Source organism: Mycobacterium sp. 236(2023) (genome assembly GCF_029623955.1).
GTDB lineage: Bacteria > Actinomycetota > Actinomycetes > Mycobacteriales > Mycobacteriaceae > Mycobacterium.
This window is the reverse complement of the sequence record NZ_JARSBP010000002.1, coordinates 799,636-820,075: the sequence shown is the minus strand read 5'-3', so window position 1 is coordinate 820,075 and position 20,440 is coordinate 799,636. Positions and strand designations below refer to the sequence as shown.

Genomic DNA, 20,440 nt, shown 5'->3' with positions numbered 1-20,440 from the left:
GGACGCGGTGCCGGGTCGACATCGCCGAAATCAACTGCGGCCGTTGGCTCTCATCGCTGGGGGGACGGTCGGCGCGCTGCTGCGTTATGGGCTGGCCATCACGTGGCCGCTCCCCCAGCAGATGCTCGTGTCGACGATCGTGACGGTCGGCGTCGCGTTCCTGATCGCTGCGTTCGTGCTGGCGTCCGGGGCTAGGACCGCGCTGCACGATGTGGTCCTGGGTGTCTGCGGGAGCGCGGCGAGCCTGAGCGCGTGGGCGGTGCTGACGATCAGCCAGCCGATGAAGTTGTCGCTGGCGTTCCTGGTTCTGACGCCCGCCGCGGCGATCGTCGGGCTGCTGTGCGGATTGGTGGTGGCGCGTGCAGTGGCTCGGTGACCCCGTCGCACGGTGGGTGCTTGTCGCCGTGGGCGGCGCGGTGGGAAGCGCGTTGGGGCTGCTGATCCTGCGAAGGCCATCGAGGCGTCGGCTGTTGGTCGGCACGGCGGTGGTCTGCGGGCTGTTGGGTGTGCGCAGCGCGTACCCGTACTGGCCGGCGTTGACGGCGCCACTGGTCTTCGGGGTCCTCGGCTCGGCCGCGAGCATGGTGCTGATCGCGACCGCGCCACCGCTGTTTCTCGACAGCCAATCGATTTGGCGTACAACACTTGCCGTCACCAAGCGGCTGGCGGTGTACTGCGTGGTGGGCGTGACGTTCGCGTTGGCCGGCTACCTCGCCGTGCGCGCGGGGATCACGCTGTACGTCAAGTTGCGCTAACCGCAGGTTCCCTGAATTGCAGCCTTGCCCCAGCCGCCGTACTGATAGAGAAACTGGTATTGCCACTGAGCTACCGTGAATGGATACGTGCGCGGGACGTCACGCATGATCACCGAACGATCCGGTGAGGTGAAGCACTGGTCGAAAATATAGCGAGCGCGGGGCAAGTGAAACCGCCAGCTGACGACGATGACGGACTTCCACCCGTACTTCTCGGCGAGCTGCCGCGTCATGATCGCTTCTCCGCGGGTGGTCCACGGAGTTGCGACACTGCAGTACACCTGGATCCGAGCATGGGGCTGGCATGCTGCCTGCATCGTCCGATCTCTCGGCCCCGGAGGTGTCGACAAAAGCACTGCGGGTGCATAACCCTGCTCGGCAAGGGAAATCCCGTAGGCCTCGCGGCCATCGTGCTCGCCGGACAGCACGACGATGGCATCGGCACGCGTCAGCGGATCCGCGGCGGCGCGGGCGAAAAGGATTGTGCCGCTGGCACCGTTGACGAACAGCAGCAGCACGAGCGCTGCGATCGACGTGTACACGAGGTGGCGTTGGCGGCGCCGCATCTACTGCACGCTAGGGCACGTGCGCCCGCTCCGCAGACTCAGCTCGGGCGTTCCTCGGTTCCCAGGGTGTCGAAGACCTCGTGGTACAGCAGCGAATGGACGCGCTCCACCTGGGGAATGTCCTTGAATTCCAAGGGGTCCTGAGACGCCGATTCGATGATGAGTGTTCCGGTGCGAAAGATGCGGTCGACGAGACCGTGTCGGAATTCGACGCTGTTGATCCGCGCGAGGGGGATGTCGATGCCCGACCGGGCGACAAGGCCGTGCCGGTACATGACGCGACGGTCGGTCAGGACGAAGTGGGTGGTCCACCAGTTCAGGAATTTCCACACCGACAGCCAACCGACGAGGACGAGCCAGATCGCCGCGATGACAGCGAAGATGATGTTCTTGGCGTTCTGCTCCCAATTCAACGTGTTGACGTAGCCCGCGACGAAGGCAGCCGCTGCCGACACCACGATGAGAATCAAGGCCGGGATGGCAAGTCGCCCCCAGTGCGGGTGGCGGTGCAAGACGACGTGCTCATCTTTGGCCAGCACATTTTCCGGGTAGCCCACGGCAGCACTGTACTGGGGATCGAGTCTGCCGGCGGCGTGTTCGCGGTGCCGCAAACCCTCTTATTTTCGCACACGTAAACCGAGTGTCATTTGCTGGGGAACTCGGCGCGCAGCGCGTAAATTGGGGTCCGTGCAGACGGGGGTATGCAGGTGCGGTCATGAGCGCTCTGCGCATGAGCACTATCGGGCCGGTACAGACTGCTCGTCCTGCGAGTGCCCGCGATTTCGAGCGGGTGGCAATAACGTTCGCTCGTGGCTTCGGCGGTTGCTGGCTCGCTGAGGCAGCACGTCAGCTTCGGAGAAGTCCGGATTCGTGGTAGCCGAGGTCTGTGTTGACCAGCCACGGGTCGGCGTTCTCACCGAAGTAGCGGGCGACACTGCGCAGGGCACTCAGCATCGCGTGATCTTGGTTGTCGTACCGGTGCATGCCGTTGCGGCCGATGGGATGCAGGGTCGGGTGGTTTTGGCGGAGGTAGTCCCGAATCCGGACGACGTTCCGCTCGCGGCCCGGGTCGTAGATCGGGTAGGCGTACTGGGACCGGACGATCATGACGTGCTCGAGGTCGGATGCGTCGAAACCCAGCGCGCGCAGGTCCTGCTCGACGATATCGCCCAGACTCTCGTCGCCGGCGATCCAGAGGTCGTCGTGCGGGAGGGTGAAGTATTCGAGGCCCAGGTGCGTGCCGGTGAAGCCTTCGGGGGCGAGGTCGGGCGACCAGCGGCCGTAGTTCTGGATCCGGCCGACGCGGAATTCTGGGCCGGGGGTGTACACCCAGTTGAACGGCATGTCGTACTGCTTGCGCAGGGCGACGGCGACGGTGATGACGGAGCGGTGCCGCAACGATGAGGCGATCGCCCGCACATACTTGGGCGGCCGCGGTTCGAGCATGTTCACGAGCAGTTGCAGCGGCATGCTGGAGAACACCGCGTCCCCTGAGGCTGTCCTGCCGTCTTTCATCTCGATGGTCCAGCCGTCTCCTTCGTCGCAGATGCTGACGACGGGCGAGTTCAGCGACGGCGCGACTCCCCTGGCCTCGAGTGACGCAGCGGCCGCATCCCAGAGTTGCCCCGGCCCGAGCCGCGGGTACCGGAAGACGTCCTGGTCGGCGTCCCGCTCCCGGGCGTGGCGCCAATCGATTGGCTTGATCCGTTGGTTCGCCCAATCGCTGGCGAGGTGGTCGGGATCGGCCAGCCAGGTCTTGCGGACGTAACCGTCGAAGAACAACTGGTACCAGTGGCGACCGAACTCCTCGATCCCCCACTCGCGGAACGACTGTGGTTTGTCGATGACACGCCAGCTTCGCCGAATTCGCGAGCGCGTGATGCTGCCGAGGCCGCGCACGCCACTGCGAAAACCCAACTGCTTCAACAGATCTCGCCCGCGCAGCGGATAAGGGACCAAATGGTTCTCGACGAACATCGCCGAGCTTCGGGGCACCGCAATCCATTGATCGTGGGGCAGTAACGACTTCCACAGGTCGAGGATCTCTTCGTGCCTGGTGAAGAAGCGGTGGCCGCCGGGGTCGACCCGCCAATCGCCGACGGTTGGCGTGCGTGCCAACCCCCCGACGTGGGAGGACCCTTCGTAGATTCGGGGCGTCACTCCCCTGCCCACCAGGTCCAGCGCAGCGGTGAGCCCGGCGGGTCCCGCCCCGATGATCAAGGGATTCTTGGCGGCCACCGCGGCGCTACCTCCCCCGCCTCTGCGGGAAGCCGCGGTGCGCAGCGATCAGGTCGTCGATGTCGTGTGCGGTCAGCTCGTTGAGCGGGGTCGACAGGAACATGAGTTCGGCGTACTGGCTTTGCAGCGGCAAGAAGCCGCTGAGAAGAGGCTCCGCCGTGGTGCGGATGACGAGGTCGACGGTCGGGATGTCGAAGGCGGCGCTGATGTCGCACCCTTCGGCCTGAGCACGGGCGTGCGCCGCGCGAAGTTCGTCCATGGCGTCATAGGGCGCAAGGATGTTGATGCGGAAGGCGCTGCCGGTGGTTGCGCTCTCCAACTCGGCGGCCGCCGCAACGTACTCATCGGGTAGCAGGCTGCGGTCACCGTGCAGGCGGACGGCGCACTCGTCAAGATCGAAGTGGGCGGGAATCAGATTCGTGAAGAAGTGAAGCGACGCGGCGTAAACGGCGTCCAACTCGGCGCTGGGCCGGGCCAGGTTGGCGCGACTGAGGTTGTACACCGACACCGTGTGGACGCCGTTGCGTTGTAGCGCGAGCAGGATCTCGACGACCTTCTTGGATCCGCGTCGATACGACTCGGCCAGCGAGGTACCGTTTGCATCCGCCCATCGCCGCAGGCCGTCGGGTATCAGACCCACGTGCGCTGGCTTCATGGCACACTCACACCCCCGCCCGATTTCTGCCCCCACAGCAAATGTAGTCCAGCTTGCTTTCCCAATCCGCAGATTCCGTAAACTTCGTGAAAGCGCAAGGTGGAGTGTGATAATTGGGGCGAGAGTGAAAACCGATAGGCAAAGCCGGATGCCATCCCGATGGCGCTCGGACCGGGCGAACTACCGCGCAAGCGCGGCTTCGGCACCCTTCACATAGATTTCGAGCATTTCGAGAGCGTCGCCAGGCACGAATCCGGTCTCCTGCAGACGAGCTAAGTCAAGAACACTGTTGCGTGGTCTCGGCGCGACCGGGCTGGGCGCTGAGGCGTAGTACTCATCGGTGCTGACGCCCGTTACCCTGTCCGGATCGTGTCCCGAGATCGCGAAAACGTGCCGCGCCACGTCAGCCCACGACATGGTCGGTCCGGAGCCGGTCACGTTGTAGGTTCCGCTAGGCGCGCGTGTATCGACGAGATGCTTAATCGACCGAGAGATTTCGGACGCGAATGTGAGCCGGCCATATTGGTCATCGACGACAGACGGGTTCACCCCTCGATGTGCAAGTGACAACATTGTCTGCACGAAATTACGGCCTTCGCCGATCACCCACGATGAACGCACGATGTAGTGGTCGGAGAGGGTCGCGACTATCTGATCGCCCGCCGCTTTCGTCTGCCCGTACACCCCTAACGGCGACACCGGGTCATCCTCGCGGTAAGGCCTGTCGCTCGTTCCGTCAAAGACATAGTCCGAGGAGACGTGGACAACCGTCACAGAGTTTGCGGCGGCGACCTTAGCCAGCTCGCGCACACCCGTTACGTTCGTCGCCCAGGCCTCGGTGCGCCCTCTGTTCGTCTCGGCGGCATCGACTGCGGTGAAGGCCGCACCATTGACGATGGCGCCGAAATCTCGCCAGTTGCGGGCGTTCGCCAGATCCGTTGATGCCAAATCAATCTCGGACCTTTCAGCGAATTCGACCATCGGCGAATCGCCCCAGTCGCCGCGCAGAGCACGCCCCAATTGCCCTCCAGCGCCGAGCACCAGAGTCTTTCGCGGCGGTACCGGCTGGACATCGCTGAGTAGCGGATGCGCACGGTCCTTCACCGACAATTCCGCACGGTCGAGGGGAATTGGCCACTCGATGCCGAGACTGCGGTCAGCAAGATTCACCGACGTGTAAGGCGCGTCAGCTCTCCAGTGGTCGTTGACGAGATAGGTATAGCTGGTATTCGGTTCGAGCGTCTGGAAGGCGTTACCGACGCCTCGTGGAACGAAAATGGCCCGAGACGGGTCCAGTTCTGCTGTGAAGACTTTCCCGAACGAAGGGCCTGATCGCAGATCGACCCACGCGCCGAAAATTCGACCCCCTGCAACGGAAACGAATTTGTCCCAGGGTTCTGCGTGGATACCGCGCGTCGTGCCGACGGCGTCGTTGAACGACACGTTGTTCTGCACAGGGTGAAAATCGGGCAGCCCGGCGGCAACCATCTTCTCGCGCTGCCAGTTCTCTTTGAACCACCCGCGGTTATCGCCGTGGACCGGCAATTCCCACAGCAGGAGTCCCGGTATGGGACTCATGCTGACAGACAAGGCTTTTCCGTAAGCCGTCAAAGTCGTATACCCCGCTACTGCCCGAGACCCGCGTAGAACGCCTCGGTGCTGTCTTTGGAGCCAGCCCACCACTTCTCGTTGTCTCGGTACCAATCGATCGTTGCGGTCAAGCCATGCTCGAAATCCCGGTACTTCGGCTCCCAGCCCAACTCGCTCCTCAACTTCGAGGCATCGATGGCATATCTGAGATCGTGGCCCGCGCGATCATTGACAAGATCGTATGCGTCGGCAGGTTGACCCATGAGCGTCAAGATCAATTCGACGACGTCCCGGTTAGTACGTTCGCCATCGGCGCCGATGAGGTAGGTCTCACCCGCCCGACCCTTCTCTAGGATCTTCAGGACCGCCGAGGAGTGATCGTCGGCATGGATCCAGTCTCGTACGTTCGCGCCGAGGCCGTACAGCTTCGGACGCAGCCCCCGCAGGACGTTGGTGATTTGGCGAGGAATGAACTTCTCGACGTGCTGATACGGGCCATAGTTGTTAGAGCAGTTGGAAATTGTCGCGTCAACGCCAAACGAACGAACCCAGGCACGTGTCAGTAGGTCGCTTCCCGCCTTAGTTGACGAGTAAGGCGATGACGGGTTGTAGGAAGTGATCTCGGTGAATCTACTCGGGTCATCGAACTCGAGATCTCCGTAAACCTCGTCGGTGGAAATATGATGAAGCCGGGTTCCATGCCGCCGCGCGGCCTCGAGCAACGTGTAGGTACCCACGATGTTCGTTTCCAGAAATGGCCGGGGGTCGCTCAGCGAGTTGTCGTTGTGCGACTCGGCGGCGAAGTGCACCACCGCATCCGCAGGAGCCATCAAGTCATCGACAAGCGCCGTGTCGACGACATCTCCGTGAACGAACGTGACTCGAGAGTCCAGACCTGCCAGGGACGCTCGATTACCTGCGTACGTGAGTTTGTCCAGCACGGTGACGTGGTAGTCGGTGTGGTCGACGACGTGGTGCACGAAGTTCGAGCCGATGAACCCCGCTCCCCCGGTGACAAGCAGTCCCCCCACTAGTGTCCCCTTTCCAGCAGCTCCAGCAGATAACGGCCGTAGCCAGACTTGCTCAAGCTTTCTCCACATTGTCTGAGCTCGTCGTCGGTGAGAAAGCCCTGCTCCCAAGCGATTTCCTCGGGTACCCCAATCTTGAGCCCCGTACGTCGCTCGATGGTGCGGACGTATTCGGCCGCATCGGTCATCTGGTCAAAAGTCCCGGTATCGAGCCACGCCGTCCCCCGCGGTAGGACTTCGACCTGGAGACGCTGCTGTGCCAGATAGGCGAGGTTGACGTCTGTGATCTCGTATTCGCCGCGATCGCTAGGGGCGAGCTGCCGCGCTATCTCCACGACGTCGTTGTCATAGAAATAGAGGCCCGGTATGGCGTAATTGCTCTTGGGCCTCTTCGGCTTCTCTTCCAAAGAGATTGCTATTCCGTGTTTATCAAACTCGACTACGCCATACGCGGACGGCTCCGCGACGCGGTAGGCGAAGATTGCCCCTCCGTCGATGTCGGCGAAGCGCGTGAGCTGCCGGCCCATTCCGGGGCCGTAGATCAAGTTGTCTCCCAGGATGAGCGCAACTGCATCGGAGCCAATGAAATCCGCGCCAATGGTGAAAGCCTGTGCGAGACCATCCGGCGACGGCTGCTGAGCGAAAGTGAGCGAAATTCCGAATCGGGATCCATCACCGAGTAGCCTCGCGAAATGCTCGGCATCGTGCGGAGTGGTGATCACCAGAATGTCGCGTATACCCGCCAGCATCAACGTGGAAAGCGGATAGTAGATCATCGGTTTGTCGTAGACCGGGATGAGCTGCTTCGAAACTCCGAGCGTGATCGGATGCAAGCGTGTTCCAGACCCACCCGCCAGAATGATCCCCCTCACGCGGCTATGGTGACACATGTCCGACGTTCGAGCTATTCAGCAGCCCTGGCCAGCAATGAGCGACGAGGGATATAGGAGATCGTTCTGCATATCTTGTTCGTTTGCACCGGTAATATTTGCCGATCGCCGACCGCCGAGCGTCTCGCTACCGCGTTCGCAGCCGAATTGGGGATCCCCGATTTTCGGGCATCCAGCGCGGGCACGAGGGCAGTGGTCAACCATCCGGTTCATGCCGACGCGGCGCTGGTACTCCAGCAACTGGGAGGTGACCCCTCCGGCTTTGCGGCCAGACAGCTGACAGCGAAAATCGCCGCCAACGCTGACCTCATCGTGGCAATGACCATGGGGCACCGTGACCGAGTATTGGAGATGAGCCCCCAGAAACTCAACAGGACGTTCACTCTCGCCGAAGCTTCGCTCCTCGCAACAAAATTTGGCGCCGAGACCGTGGCAGACTTTGCCGGACTGCGACCACACATGGCTGCGGGAGAGCTGGTAGATATTGTTGACCCCATTGGCCAGAGCTCAGACGTCTTTGAAGCCGTCGGCTCGCAGATCGCAGATCTGGTGTCGCCGATCATCAGCCTCTGCCGCCCGGCTTAGCTTCGGGCCGCGCGATCAATCAGTAGGCGCCGCTACGACCGAACACAACGCGCGGTGTCTTCGCCATGATGCGCACGTCCCACATCAGCGACCACGAGCGGACGTACACCGAGTCCAGGTGCTGCAGGTCGGCGTAGGTCAGGTCGCTGCGACCGCAGACCTGCCAGAGTCCTGTGATTCCGGGCTTCGCATCAAGGCGAGCCAGTCCAGCCGCGCCGTCGATAAGGTCCGCTTCCTCAGTGGGCAGTGGACGTGGGCCAACCAACGACATCTCGCCGCGAACCACGTTGATGAGCTGCGGCAGTTCGTCGAGGCTGGTCTTTCGGATGAAGGCTCCGACCCGAGTGACGCGTGGATCGTTCTCCATTTTGAACAGCGGACCGTCCGATTCGTTCAGTTTCGCGACGGTGTTGCGCTTCTGCCACGCGTCGGCGGTCATCGAGCGGAACTTGAAGATCCGGAACGGCATGCCGCCCTGGCCACCCCGCTCCTGGCGGAAGAAGACCGGCCCCCGGGTATCGAGCTTGATGGCCAGTGCAATTACCAACAGGACGGGAGATGCAGCTAGTAGCGCACAGCTCGCCAGCGTTACGTCCATGGCCCGCTTCATAATTCGCGCGCTAGGCCCGAGGGACGCGGTGGGGAGGTGGGTCAGAGTGAGGCCATGTAGCTCTTCGGACTCGCTTCTCCAGTTGTGCAGCTCGAAGTACCGCGGGATCTCCGATATCGGCACTCTTCCCTGAAGTTGACGCAACGCTTCGAGGACTATGGCATCGCTGGTATTGGGGAATCCGACGATGACGCGGTCAATCTGGTAGGCGGCGCAGACTGAAGATAAGTCGCTGAGCCCGCCGAGCACGGCAGAATTAGTTCCCGGCGCGACGTTGTCATCAACGTGCCCGACGACGAAAGTGTCAGGGCATCGTTGCAGCCTCGACGTCAGGCGATCCGAGATCGGGCCGGTCCCAATCACCAGGATTCGACTCACGGTGGGATCCGTCATCCGGACGATCAGCCGTCGGCCGAGAGGGACGAGCAGGATCGCGGGCAAGGTCATCGCCACGGCGGCGGTCAATGTCATTCCCCGGCCATCGCGGAGAGCAAAGGCATCCATGAACAGAGCCAACAAAGCACCGGTCGGCACGCACCGGGCGATCACAGCAGGCTTCCACCACTCGCTGGGCCTCAACCGCGCGGCAGGGCGTCGGTAGAGCCCGTGCAGGTGCAGAGCCAAGGCCATGCAGAGGATCGTGACGGCAATGTCGACAGCCACGTTCGCAAGGTCGACGTAACCCGCGCGGGCAGGGGTGGCCACGTTGACAGCCACGGCGCCGAGCATCGCAGACACCGCCAAAGTGGCGATGTCGGCCAGCTGAAGGTAATAACGGTGCCGCAGGCCGAGTTTCATCGCCTGGTGCGTGTCGTTCGGACGCCAGTTCGACGATGATCCCCCAGTTGACCCGTCGGTTTCTGGCGCCGACGATGTCGGTGTCGCCTCGATGGTCATGCTCTCCCCCTAGCAGTGCTTCTGTACGACTACCAGCCGAAGCCCATGAGCCGGAGACCCGATCCGGCGAAGCTGGCTTCCGGCAGAATATTACGGCCATCCACGACAAGATCGCCACGCATGACCCGACGTAATCCGGCAGGATCGAGAAGTCGGAACTCCGGCCACTCTGTAGTCAGGACCACCGCGTCGACCCGATTGGCGGCTTCGTATGCGTCATCGGTCATCCGCACCGCCGCATACTCGCTCGGCAAGGTCTTCACGACCGGATCGAACGCGGAGACGATGGCTCCGGCGGCAATCAGCCGTTTGGCGATATCCAGAGCTGGCGCGTCGCGGAGGTCGTCGGTCCCCGGCTTGAACGTCAAGCCCAGCAACGCGATGCGGCGACCTTTAAGCATGTGCAGCTCGCGCTGCAGCTTGCGCACGGCACTTGACCGTTGACCCTTGTTGATTTCGACGGTTGCCTGCAGCATCGACGGCGTGTAGCCGTATTCCTGGCCCGAAGAGATGAGCGCTGCCACATCTTTACCAAAGCACGAACCGCCCCATCCCACCCCGGGATTCAGGAATGCGCTCCCGACGCGGTGGTCGGCGCCGATCGCAGGCATGACTTCGCGCACATCGGCACCGAAGACTTCGCACAACTGCGCGATCTCGTTGGCAAAGCTGATCTTGGTCGCCAGGAACGCATTCGCGGCGTACTTGATCATTTCGGCAGACGCCAGTTCCGTGGTGATCAGCGACGGGCTGATATCTCGCCGCCCTCCCTCGAACGATTGATCGAGGACAGGCTCGTACAACTCAGCGACGCGGCTGACATCGGACTCTGGACCCCCGAGCACGATGCGGTCCGGATACAGGAAGTCATCAAGAGCGCAGCCTTCCCGCAGGAACTCTGGGTTCGACACTACGTGGAAAGACAATTGGCGCGTACCTTCGAGGGCGTCCTCAAGGATCGTGCGTGTCCAGTTGCCCGAGCCGACGGGCACAGTCGATTTGTTGACAATCACCACACCCGCGCGCAAATAGGGAGCGAGCGATTGGATGGCGCTTTCAAGTTGCGTCAGGTCGGGCGACCCGTCCGGACCCGGCGGCGTTCCCACGCAAAGAAACACAAAATCGGCGTCGGTCAGCGCCTCAGCTGGCTGATCGGTGAAGCGGAGCCGGCCCGTGGCCAACGATGCTTCGAGCATCTCCGGCAGGCCCGGTTCGTGAAAAGGCGTTTGCCCCTTGTTCAACTGGCCAGCACGAACGGAATCGCTGTCGAGGCCACATACGGTATGGCCCAAATACGCCAAACACGTCGAGGTCACAGCACCGACGTAACCGGTGCCGATCACCGCGACTTTGTGCCGGGGGTGCGACTCGGCCACCCGAAGAGGGGTCGAGACGACGGACTCGTGGGTTCCATCGCCGCGGTCGCGGAACCACGCGATGGTCTTTAGGAGGCCGTCGCGGGGTGCCACTTGTGGCTCCCACTGGAGTTCGGTGCGCGCCAAGTTGATGTCGGGCTGGCGCTGCGACGGATCGTCCTGGGGGCGTGCAACGAACTCCACGGGCGACTCGCTGCCAGCGAGTTCACGGATGAACTCTGCCAATTCCAGAATCGTCAGCTCATGCGGATTGCCAATGTTGACCGGACCGGCGAGATCTGAGAACAACAACTGGAGTGCACCTTCGACGAGGTCGTCGACGTAACACACCGACCGGGTGTGGCTGCCATCTCCGTGCACGGTGATGGGGTTACCTGAAAGCGCCTGGGTGATGAAGTTCGGGATCGCGCGCCCGTCGTTGGGGCGCATCCGCGGGCCGTACGTGTTGAAAATCCGCATAATTGCGGTGTTGACGCCGTGCGCCTTTCGATACGACATCGTAAGAGCCTCGGCGAATCGCTTGGCCTCGTCGTAGCAAGCACGCGGGCCGACCGGATTGACGTTGCCCCAATAGGTTTCGGGTTGGGGGTGCACCTGTGGATCGCCGTACGTTTCGGACGTCGACGCAAGAAGATAGCGCGCGCCCTTCTCCTTGGCCAGACCTAATGTGTGGAGAGTACCGAGCGAACCCGCTTTCATCGTTTGGATCGGCAGCTGCGCGTAGTCAATTGGCGACGCCGGCGACGCGAAATGGAGCACGTAGTCTACAGATCCGGGGATTGAGATATGGTCGCTGACGTCGACCTTCATCAGGCGGAATCCGTCACGCCCTTGCAGGTGGGCCACGTTGTCTGCGGATCCGGTGATGAAGTTGTCCAGGCACACAACGTCGATGTCACGATCTAAAAGCCGCTCAGCCAGGTGCGACCCAACGAAGCCTGCACCGCCAGTAACAACCGCCCGCTGCCGCATACCCCACCCTTATTGTGAGCTCCGAGGACGTCTCATAATTACACCTCGCAGCTTGTACCGCGCCATGTTCTCAACACTGACAGAAAGCTGGTGACCCGTGGTGCTTGAGGTGGCGATTAGCTAACACGCTGACGTGCAGCCACCCGGCGCCAATCTCCATCGAAGGAGTCCCCCGCGAGCAAGCTTCCAGGTTAAAGCTATCACCGCGTATTACGCGCAGCAACCTGAAACAGCACGTCGTTGAGGCGATCTAACTAATAATAAGTGTCGCCGTGATCAGTGACCGGACTTGTTCATCGATCGTCATGCCATTCTGAAAATTCTCCGTTGGCCGCTACTGCGGCGATCCTCGTAATGCCGTCGCCTAGTACTGCAGCCGTAGGTTGGGGCTGCGGGGATTCAGCGTGTCTGCGCTGTTCAGGGCGGTGACTGCGGCTTTGCTCGGAGTTCGTGACAACATCTGAAGATGCCGCGACCACCACGGCTCATAGCGTAAACCCTGACCAATGACAGACCGAGTAGTCTGCGGTGTTGGATTGGATCGCGCCGCGTTTCGCTCGTTGGGGCCGTTGCGACGTGCTGGTAAACTGATGGTGCAATATGCTGGCGAATCACGCTAGGTGAACGCACTGCGATCTCTCGCAAAACTGGCCTAAGAGACCCAACTCTGGCCTGATGGGCGGCCACGCCGCAGTCACCTAGCGTTTTCTCCTGAATCGTCAGACGTTGAACTATCAGTGAGGCTGCCCCCATACCCGTCGGAAGACGCGCATTACAGACTCGACACTTTACCCAGAGGCGCGCTGCTAGCGGCCAATCCACCGACCCGCATAATCTGCGCAAACGCTAGGAAGTCCGAGCGGTGAAACCTGGAAGTCCAGAAATCCGACGTACGGACTAAGGCGTTACCCCGCTGGCCTCAATGGAGGCGCACCCGACCATTCCGACTCGCATCTTCGGGCGCCCGCAGGAGATCGCCGAGCCGCGGGGCCAAGTCTCAAATGATTGCACTGGAGGCCGAAGCCCGCGCCGCTGAGACAAACAATTCACTCGCGTCCGCGGACAGTGCCATTCAAAGGCCAATGACGATGTAGTAAATCTCCATTCGCTAAACTTTCCGCCGAGCACTGCGGACCCTCCTGATCAACCATGTTGGCGCACGTTGCAAAGCATGAAGATCGGATTTCCTAAAGCGGTAAAACTCAGACAACTCGACGCCGCAGCGTTTATGCAGAAAGTAGATATTGAGGTACCCAGGCACAACGGAGGCCAAAAACATCGCGAATGCAGCGCCAAGGGCGCCCCATCGAGGGATGAGCATAAACATTGCCAGGACGTAAACGACAGTACTTATTGCCAAGGACGCGCTCCGCAGCCCTGGGTGGCCTCGGCCGACCAATACCGCTCCTGCAACCGAACCTGGTATAGAAAGGCAAATCCAGAGTAGCAATACTAAGAGTACTGGCGTCGCAGGGGAAAACTCAGCGCCGAACAAAATGGGAATAAGAAACGGAGCAACGGCGGCGAGACAAGCAGCGACAAACACGGTGACCAATGTCGTTATTCGAGCCGCGCGTCCCACCCTAGTTTCGTTGGTATCACCTGATTCCACGGCAAACATTACCTGAATTACTGCGCTATTGAAGAGCAGCGCGACATTCGAAAGATTGGCCGCAATAACGTAGATGCCAAGCTGCGCCACCCCAGCGAGCGGCGTCATAATTACCTGATCCAAGCGCAAAAGAATAACCCCCGCGATGGACCCTGCCCACACGCGTACAGCATATAGGGACAACTCTCGGAAGGATTCAGTCCCCTCGGTCTGACTTGATGCGCGTAGCACGCGCCACCATTTTGGCGCTGCAAGATAGACGACCGCACCGGCAAATTGGCTCGCCGTAATCGTCAACGTAGCAGTAAGCGGTGTTAGTTCTTCGACCACGTACAACACGCAGATCACAGCCAATTGGAGAAGCGCGCCCAACGACCGTTCCGCTGTAACAAGCCACCAGCGTCGTGCCCCCAGAGCCACGCCCCTAAGCGCGGCTGTCAGCAGTGACGGCACCAGCGCCACCGAAGCGATACCTATTAGCGCGGCGATCTCGTCATTATTCCCACTCAAAGGTCTGGCAAGGGCAACCAACAAACAAGTTCCGGCTAGTCCCGAAATAGTCAAAGCAATAAGTGTCAATACGAACTGCCTGACTGCGCGAACTGCGCGACTACCGGCGAGAAAGTAGGTGACCGCCTCGGGAAAACCAAGAGTTAGAAGCCCTATTGCGAGCATCAGCGGAGCGGTCGCCGCCGCGGCCGTCCCTCGACCACTCACGCCAAGGCTCTGAGCGAGTAAAATTTGGATCACCAGCAGAACTGCCGGAGGCAGGCAACTGCCGATTGCGGTGATCGCAATGCCTTTGGTTACTGATGTCTCCGGACGGCTCACTGGGGCTTAATCCGGACCCTCACACACTGCCCTCGTGCGATCCTCGCCGCGCTCTTTAACTGCAATTAACGAATATCCCAAGGGAAATCGATCCTCGCTTCGCGCTGATAACAGCCGGCCAGGACCGTGATCAGCCAACAAGGCGCCCACTGCCTGAACAATCGCAGCAGAGGCCCTTCCCGCAACAGGAAGTTGCTGGAGAACTTTAGACATCAGGTCGATAATTATCTCCGGTATACCACCTAGAGAAGAAATCTCTATAATCCTGAGCCCAGAGCGTTCGCACATATCGTTCAGCGCATAGCGCGTATACCGATAAAAATCAAATGGTTCCTCGTGAATGGAATAATAAAATGGTACATTCATCAGTAGGACTCCAGTACCACTCCGCAGCACCCTACTGATCTCATTCAATAGCTCCTGAGGTTTTCGAATATGCTCAAGCACGTCCGACAAAATCACGGTGTCAAATTTTTCAGCTTCAAGGAGTAGCGGTTCATTAAGATCACATATCAAGTCCAACAACGGATTCGCGTGACGCGAGTTCGCCCAGTCTACTAAAGTTACACTGTCGACGAAGTCGGAATAATAGCCCAGCAGTGGGGCATTGCCGCATCCCAAATCCAACAGGCTACCCTGGGCATACTGGGGAATCGCACGGCTGTAAAAGGCCGCAGTACGATCGCCGACAAGTCGTGACCCAGGTAGCCCCTTCCGGTCTCGTCGAGTCCTAAGTACGCCGGTTCGGGGATGTAACTCGAATTTCGACTGGCGCCAGCCGGCGGGGCTCTTCATCTTTCGATCCCGTATGCTCTCTGCTTACTCAACCGATATCCCCTTTGTCCAAATTCCGATCGAAATCATCGCACCACTGGCCAGTTGCTGCGGCGAACTGTGCGTTCGACGCTCACACGCTCGACGCGGTAATGGTAGAGCGCTACCGAAAACGCCACCCGTTCCACACAAGGTCTCGTCGTGTCCGAAAGGCATTGTCGTCGTTTGTCTAATCATGCCACGTCCGGGACCGCAATAATCATGTCATAGAAACGCTTCTCGAAGAAATTAGTTCGTCTCACTATCTTACGAAAGCCGAATAATATCCGCAGAAAGAACGACAACTGCCTTGCGCCAAGCCGCCGCCCCAGATAGAAGTTGTTCTCGATTGTATAGAACCCGTATCCTTTATTGCGCAGAAAGTCAATTGCGGCGCTCGTGCCGTCGCGAATCTCTTCTTCCCCTTGCTCAAAAACAATTACCGGGCGCGCCGAATCAATCGTGCTGACCGCACCTCTTAACACGTCGAGTTCATGCCCTTCCACGTCAATTTTAACGAGCGAAATGGGCTGATTGGCAATAATCTCCTCGTCGTCGAGGCGCTTAACCTCAATGTTAATCGTACCCTCCTGATCGGACTCCGCCGCGCTACTATCGATAATATGCGAGGCGCCAATATTGCCTCTGTCAATACGGAAGGCGAGCATAGATTTCTTAGAGCTCAACCCGTAGTTGCGTGGCGTAATATTCGAGCGCGCGCAGTTGTGTTGCAGAAGTGAAAAAGTTGCCGGATTCGGCTCGTAAGCCACTACCTTACTAAATATACTGCCAAAAAAGATAGAATGATTGCCGATATTCGCGCCAATATCGATTGCCATCGCGTCGGTTTTCACTCCGAGGACTTGACTGAGGAAGTGCTCCAGCGCATTGAGACTATCGCGCTCATATCTACCCTCTATGTTGATTGTTAAGCCGATATTGTCGAATGCAAATATTGCCAATTGCGGGTAAACATCAATATTTTGGGCCGCAATCTTGTGGTTTAGCCGATTTAATATCAAGCGTTGCATATATGCCGCCCGGGCAGTTTTAGGACTGCGAACTTTCACTTTAGTCAAGGTGTGACCCTCCCCCGGCAAATCCTACAACGACAACGCTGATTGTTACACTTGTGACAGCAAGGAGCGATCCGGCGGGTGTGCGACTGGCGTGAGGCGGAATCTGCTGATGCCGTCGAAGGTGTAGAGGGGGTCGGCGCGCCGTTGCCGGGGTCGGATGCGCTCATGCGTGGCGCGAAGACAAGGGTAGGCCGGCCGAGACCACGCGCCAGGCTGTCCCGACGCTAACTGCCGTGGGCGCTGGAAGCTATTGTGTGCCAACATCTATCCGTTGCTCGGGCCGCCGAAGCGCCGGCGGTGTCGTGGAACACCGCCTACAACGCCGTGCTCACCGAGGGTTGCCGGGCGACTGGTCGTCGATCCGGCTCGTTTCGAGGGCGTAAAAGTGAACGGGGTCAACGAGCACGTGTGGCGGCACACCGGCCGCGGTGACAAGTACGTCACCCGTCACCGTCATCATCGACTTGGCTCCTCTGCCGGACAAGACCGGGCTGCCGGCTACTCGATATGGTCGAAGGGCCGCTCCAGAAGGTTTCGTCGATTGGCCGGCCCGGCGACCGCAGGACTGGCGTGATGGCGTGGAATTCGTTGCGATGGTCGGCTTCACGGGGTTCAACACTGCCACCGCCGAAGAACTCCCCGCCGCAGCAACGGTTATGGACCCGTTTCAGGTGGTGCCGACTGGCCAGCAACGCCCTCGACGAATGTCGCCGCCGCGTGCAGCAACTGCCACCTGCGGGCACCGCGGCCTCAGCACAGGCCTGCTCTACCGACCACGGCGCACGCTGAATACCGGCGCTGATCTGCTCACCGACCGTCAGAAAGCCCGACTGGCCGCTCTGTTCGCCGTCGACGCCCACGCCGAGGTCGAGCTGCCTGGCAGGTTTATCAGCGCACCGTGGCCGTCTACCGTGAACCCGACCACGCGAGGGCGCGCTATGGCGGCGGCACTGAGCAACAACGTTCCCAAGCTACTGACCATACTGATCACCTCGGACGGACACTCAAGAAACGCGCCGCCACGTCCCGGCCTACTCCAACCGGCCTGACACCTCGGGCGCCCGACTGAGGCCATCTACGGCCGCCTTCAACACCTCCACGGATCCAAGCTAGGCTTCCGCAACCTCACCAACTACATCGCCGAATCCCTACAGGAAACCAGCGGATTCAAACCCCGACCACACCCTCAATCATGAAGAGCCTGGAACGGATGCACGAAGTCACCGCTCCCAAGGTCGAACGTCAACTCCGTAGCCGCAGCGGCCCCGCCGTGGCACTCAAGCCTCCGACGCAACTGCGGTGGAGAGCTCCAACGAAACGAACGGGTGCGCGAGTACGCGCTCCACATCGGTGGCGCACAAGCACTTTCCCCTCTGCGGCTCAGGCGCATGAGTGGCTTGCACTGCCAACCGATCTTGGAGTCAGAGTATTAAGCTTCATCCAACGCCGGGTTCAGTAAAAGCGGCGACGCGGCGGCGCATAGCTGTGGGGAGAGGGGAAAACCAAGTGCTCGTGGGCGCCGGAGTATCGGCACTACTGCTGGTCATCAACTTGATGATGCCGCACCGCATGCGCCTCATTGGTGTCGCACTTCTAACGGTTCCGCAGTTCTACTTGCCGGGTATGCCGCTGCCGCTAGCAACGATTTGGACGGTGATCACCTGCATCGTCGGCCTCCTGGACCGCGATCGAACCCCTGCAGATAGTAGACTCGTGACACTAATTGGCCTGTTCGTCTGCGTAACTGCAGTTTCCCTCCTGTGGGCCACTAGTTCCGGAATTCGACCCGGAATAGTCACCGTCACATATGCACTCGTATTCCTTTTATGGCTACGCGAGATGATTGTCCTTGCACGCAACACTCCTGAGTTAATTGACACTTTTGTGATCTGGATGGTTCCAGGAGTTATGCTTCAATCATTTCTAGTAATACTATTTCGCGTCAGTCCAACGCTGGAAGAGCGCTTCCTTCGTTCGCAAGCCGCTGCCATCACAGTTGGCCCTACTGCATCTCGCCTCTACACCGACTTAGGCAACAACGTGCTGGACGTATCCAAATCGGGCGGCTTGCTTGTGAATGGCAACGTAGCGTCCTTGTTTGGAGGCGTCGCGGGTCTTTTGTTATGCGTTGCCGCTCGTCGCACTGGGCACCGGTTACTCTTCTTATGCGCAGGCATCTCATTAGCAGGTTCGCTGTTCACAGGCTCCAAATCAGCCATTCTCGTGGGAACATGTTGCGCGATTTCCGTTATCATCTTCCCCCACATGCGCCGTGGGTCGGCAATACAATTTGCGCTGCCCGCGCTCCTCACAATGCCACTGGCATACCTTGTAGCTAGCGACATTGTCCAGCGCATAGCGCCGTCGTTCTACGCGGCGTCCGATAGCAGCTACGACACCCGTCAACTGCTATGGGCAAGAGCTGCTTCGATGTTTCGCGAGCATCCTATCCTCGGGCCCGGCTTCGGCGGCTGGACTGAACAGGTCGGTCGGATAGGAAGTCACTACAATCTTCCACCCCATAACTACGTGATCGCTGCATGGGCATATTCGGGTATCGTCGCTGCGCTTATTGCGATTGCATTTGTCGCTGCTTCACTCGCCTTCGGATTCCGCGTAGCAGTCGCACAACCGTCGCTGCGCGACCGACGCACAGCAATTTTGGCATTATGTGCACTAGCATGGGTGTTCTTTCATGGCATGGCAGACAACACTCCGTTTTACGGCGACAGGTTGACAATGATTCTTTTTGCTGCCGCCCTTAGCTATCTTTACGTTATTGCGTCTCCATTCGAGCAGGATGCATCAGGCGGGACGGTAAGCAACGCCGGCAGTACCGCGCATTCGTCGCTTTTGCGACGGCCACCACCGTTAAAGATAGCGAGCACAAGAAAGATCGGATAAAACGTTGCATCACCGTCTGCAGGGCACGGTAAATTGTTGGAAGCAAGTAATCGGGACAAATAGGATCGCCGGCAGTACGTCGTCCGCGAAATACGACGCTGACCGGCGGCCAAACCAGCATTGCATTCGCTCATCTCAACGCATTGGTGCAATGGGGCGTCGATGAAGAATAATGGACGCCGCCCAGTGCGATATTTGCCAAAGCTACTCATGCACATGCAGATATTCATCTACTGCCTCCTACTTCGAATTCACAACGTGTACTCCCGTCGGCCTATCACCGGGGATTCCGATGTTGATGTTTCAATGACTACGTACGGCAAGAGAACTAAGAGTGTCTGGAAGTCCCTAGAAACGATAGGGCGAGGTGACATTAGACCTCGCCGACTTATTCTTTGGCACGAGGACGCGGCTGTCGTGGAGAAACCTCCTCGCCCGTTACAACGCCTTGTCAACCGTGGGCTTATATTGAGACACTGCATAGACTACGGTCCGCACAAGAAGTACTTCCCTTATGTGTTGGACGAAGAGCTCAACCGGCCCCTCGTCACAGCCGATGACGACGTAATCTATCCGCGAGATTGGCTCGCCGGATTGATGAAAGCGTATCGACCGGACGAGGTAATTGCCTATCGCGCCCGGGTGATTGAGGAGGACAAGCCCTACTCTTCTTGGCGACCGTGCACGCATTCATCTCCTGCGGCAAACCTATTGGCGACCGGTGTTTCGGGAATCCTATATCCGCCGAAGGTGCTAAGGTCGTTGCGCCTCAAAGGAGACGAGTTTATGGGCGTCTGTCCGCGGGCAGACGACTTTTGGCTTCACTACGCGGCTATCGCCTCAGGTGTACTCACTCGACAAGTCTCGAACTCGGCGGCCACGTGGTGGCCGATTAAGCCCCGCCTGGAGGGACTCGAAGTGCACAACGTCCTGGGCGGCGGAAACGATGCTATCGCGAAAGCGGTCAGAGACAGCTGGATATCGTAGGGGACGAAGTTGCACCCAAAGCATCACGGAACGAGTCGACGACGTAGTTACG

General features: G+C 59.8%; 19 protein-coding genes. 6 read left to right on the top strand and 13 right to left on the bottom strand.

Going from position 1 to position 20,440, the window contains the following annotated elements; genetic code table 11:
- Positions 1-7 precede the first annotated feature (7 nt).
- The gene (locus P9A17_RS06525; RefSeq protein ID WP_278037760.1) at positions 8-376 is read left to right on the top strand and encodes a chromosome condensation protein CrcB; all 369 of its coding nucleotides are present in this window, start codon (positions 8-10) and stop codon (positions 374-376) included.
- Entirely contained in the window at positions 360-755 is a 396-nt protein-coding gene (locus P9A17_RS06520; RefSeq protein ID WP_278037759.1) for a hypothetical protein, read from the top strand. Before P9A17_RS06525 ends, P9A17_RS06520 begins: the two co-directional genes overlap by 17 nt.
- Here the strand turns inward: P9A17_RS06520 and P9A17_RS06515 are convergent.
- From P9A17_RS06515 to rfbA, 7 genes are all read right to left on the bottom strand, one after another.
- Positions 752-1,321, bottom strand: a complete 570-nt coding sequence (locus tag P9A17_RS06515; RefSeq protein ID WP_278037758.1) for a YdcF family protein — start codon at positions 1,319-1,321, stop codon at positions 752-754. The genes P9A17_RS06520 and P9A17_RS06515 overlap by 4 nt on opposite strands.
- Before the next feature lie 38 nt (positions 1,322-1,359).
- Positions 1,360-1,878 carry a PH domain-containing protein gene (locus P9A17_RS06510; RefSeq protein WP_278037757.1) on the bottom strand — a complete coding sequence of 173 codons (519 nt, stop codon included), beginning with the start codon at positions 1,876-1,878 and terminating at the stop codon, positions 1,360-1,362.
- A 289-nt stretch (positions 1,879-2,167) separates the two neighbouring features.
- Positions 2,168-3,559: an NAD(P)/FAD-dependent oxidoreductase gene (locus P9A17_RS06505; RefSeq protein ID WP_278037756.1), complete on the bottom strand. Its 1,392-nt coding sequence runs from the start codon at positions 3,557-3,559 to the stop codon at positions 2,168-2,170.
- A 7-nt stretch (positions 3,560-3,566) separates the two neighbouring features.
- On the bottom strand, positions 3,567-4,214 hold the full coding sequence (locus P9A17_RS06500) for an undecaprenyl diphosphate synthase family protein (protein WP_278037755.1): 648 nt from the start codon (positions 4,212-4,214) through the stop codon (positions 3,567-3,569).
- Between the two features lie 180 nt (positions 4,215-4,394).
- Positions 4,395-5,792 carry a bifunctional dTDP-4-dehydrorhamnose 3,5-epimerase family protein/NAD(P)-dependent oxidoreductase gene (locus P9A17_RS06495; RefSeq protein ID WP_278037754.1) on the bottom strand — a complete coding sequence of 466 codons (1,398 nt, stop codon included), beginning with the start codon at positions 5,790-5,792 and terminating at the stop codon, positions 4,395-4,397.
- Positions 5,793-5,839: 47 nt separating this feature from the next.
- Positions 5,840-6,835: a dTDP-glucose 4,6-dehydratase gene (gene rfbB / locus P9A17_RS06490; protein WP_278037753.1), complete on the bottom strand. Its 996-nt coding sequence runs from the start codon at positions 6,833-6,835 to the stop codon at positions 5,840-5,842.
- Positions 6,835-7,704 carry a glucose-1-phosphate thymidylyltransferase RfbA gene (gene rfbA, locus P9A17_RS06485; RefSeq protein WP_278037752.1) on the bottom strand — a complete coding sequence of 290 codons (870 nt, stop codon included), beginning with the start codon at positions 7,702-7,704 and terminating at the stop codon, positions 6,835-6,837. The genes rfbB and rfbA overlap by 1 nt, the downstream gene beginning before the upstream one ends.
- Positions 7,705-7,797: 93 nt before the next feature.
- Here rfbA and P9A17_RS06480 point away from each other — a divergent pair, with 93 nt between their 5' ends.
- Positions 7,798-8,307, top strand: a complete 510-nt coding sequence (locus P9A17_RS06480) for a low molecular weight phosphatase family protein (RefSeq protein WP_278037751.1) — start codon at positions 7,798-7,800, stop codon at positions 8,305-8,307.
- 19 nt (positions 8,308-8,326) lie between these two features.
- Here the strand turns inward: P9A17_RS06480 and P9A17_RS06475 are convergent, their stop codons facing one another.
- From P9A17_RS06475 to P9A17_RS06450, 6 genes are all read right to left on the bottom strand, one after another.
- A complete protein-coding gene (locus P9A17_RS06475; RefSeq protein WP_278037750.1) occupies positions 8,327-9,814 on the bottom strand; it encodes a sugar transferase in 1,488 nt (495 codons plus the stop codon).
- Positions 9,815-9,843: 29 nt separating this feature from the next.
- Positions 9,844-12,162, bottom strand: a complete 2,319-nt coding sequence (locus tag P9A17_RS06470; protein WP_278037749.1) for a UDP-glucuronate decarboxylase — start codon at positions 12,160-12,162, stop codon at positions 9,844-9,846.
- Positions 12,163-13,270: 1,108 nt separating this feature from the next.
- A complete protein-coding gene (locus P9A17_RS06465; protein WP_278037748.1) occupies positions 13,271-14,605 on the bottom strand; it encodes a polysaccharide biosynthesis C-terminal domain-containing protein in 1,335 nt (444 codons plus the stop codon).
- Positions 14,606-14,611: 6 nt separating this feature from the next.
- On the bottom strand, positions 14,612-15,400 hold the full coding sequence (locus P9A17_RS06460) for a class I SAM-dependent methyltransferase (protein ID WP_278037747.1): 789 nt from the start codon (positions 15,398-15,400) through the stop codon (positions 14,612-14,614).
- Between the two features lie 212 nt (positions 15,401-15,612).
- Positions 15,613-16,488: an FkbM family methyltransferase gene (locus tag P9A17_RS06455; protein ID WP_278038625.1), complete on the bottom strand. Its 876-nt coding sequence runs from the start codon at positions 16,486-16,488 to the stop codon at positions 15,613-15,615.
- A gap of 337 nt (positions 16,489-16,825) precedes the next feature.
- Positions 16,826-16,957 carry a hypothetical protein gene (locus P9A17_RS06450; RefSeq protein ID WP_278037746.1) on the bottom strand — a complete coding sequence of 44 codons (132 nt, stop codon included), beginning with the start codon at positions 16,955-16,957 and terminating at the stop codon, positions 16,826-16,828.
- Positions 16,958-16,961: 4 nt separating this feature from the next.
- Here P9A17_RS06450 and P9A17_RS06445 point away from each other — a divergent pair, with 4 nt between their 5' ends.
- The 3 genes from P9A17_RS06445 (at position 16,962) to P9A17_RS06435 (ending at position 20,388) form a co-directional block, all read left to right on the top strand.
- The gene (locus P9A17_RS06445; protein ID WP_278037745.1) at positions 16,962-17,546 is read left to right on the top strand and encodes a transposase; all 585 of its coding nucleotides are present in this window, start codon (positions 16,962-16,964) and stop codon (positions 17,544-17,546) included.
- A 463-nt stretch (positions 17,547-18,009) separates the two neighbouring features.
- Positions 18,010-19,401: an O-antigen ligase family protein gene (locus P9A17_RS06440; RefSeq protein WP_278037744.1), complete on the top strand. Its 1,392-nt coding sequence runs from the start codon at positions 18,010-18,012 to the stop codon at positions 19,399-19,401.
- Between the two features lie 216 nt (positions 19,402-19,617).
- Positions 19,618-20,388: a hypothetical protein gene (locus P9A17_RS06435; RefSeq protein ID WP_278037743.1), complete on the top strand. Its 771-nt coding sequence runs from the start codon at positions 19,618-19,620 to the stop codon at positions 20,386-20,388.
- Positions 20,389-20,440 lie beyond the last annotated feature (52 nt).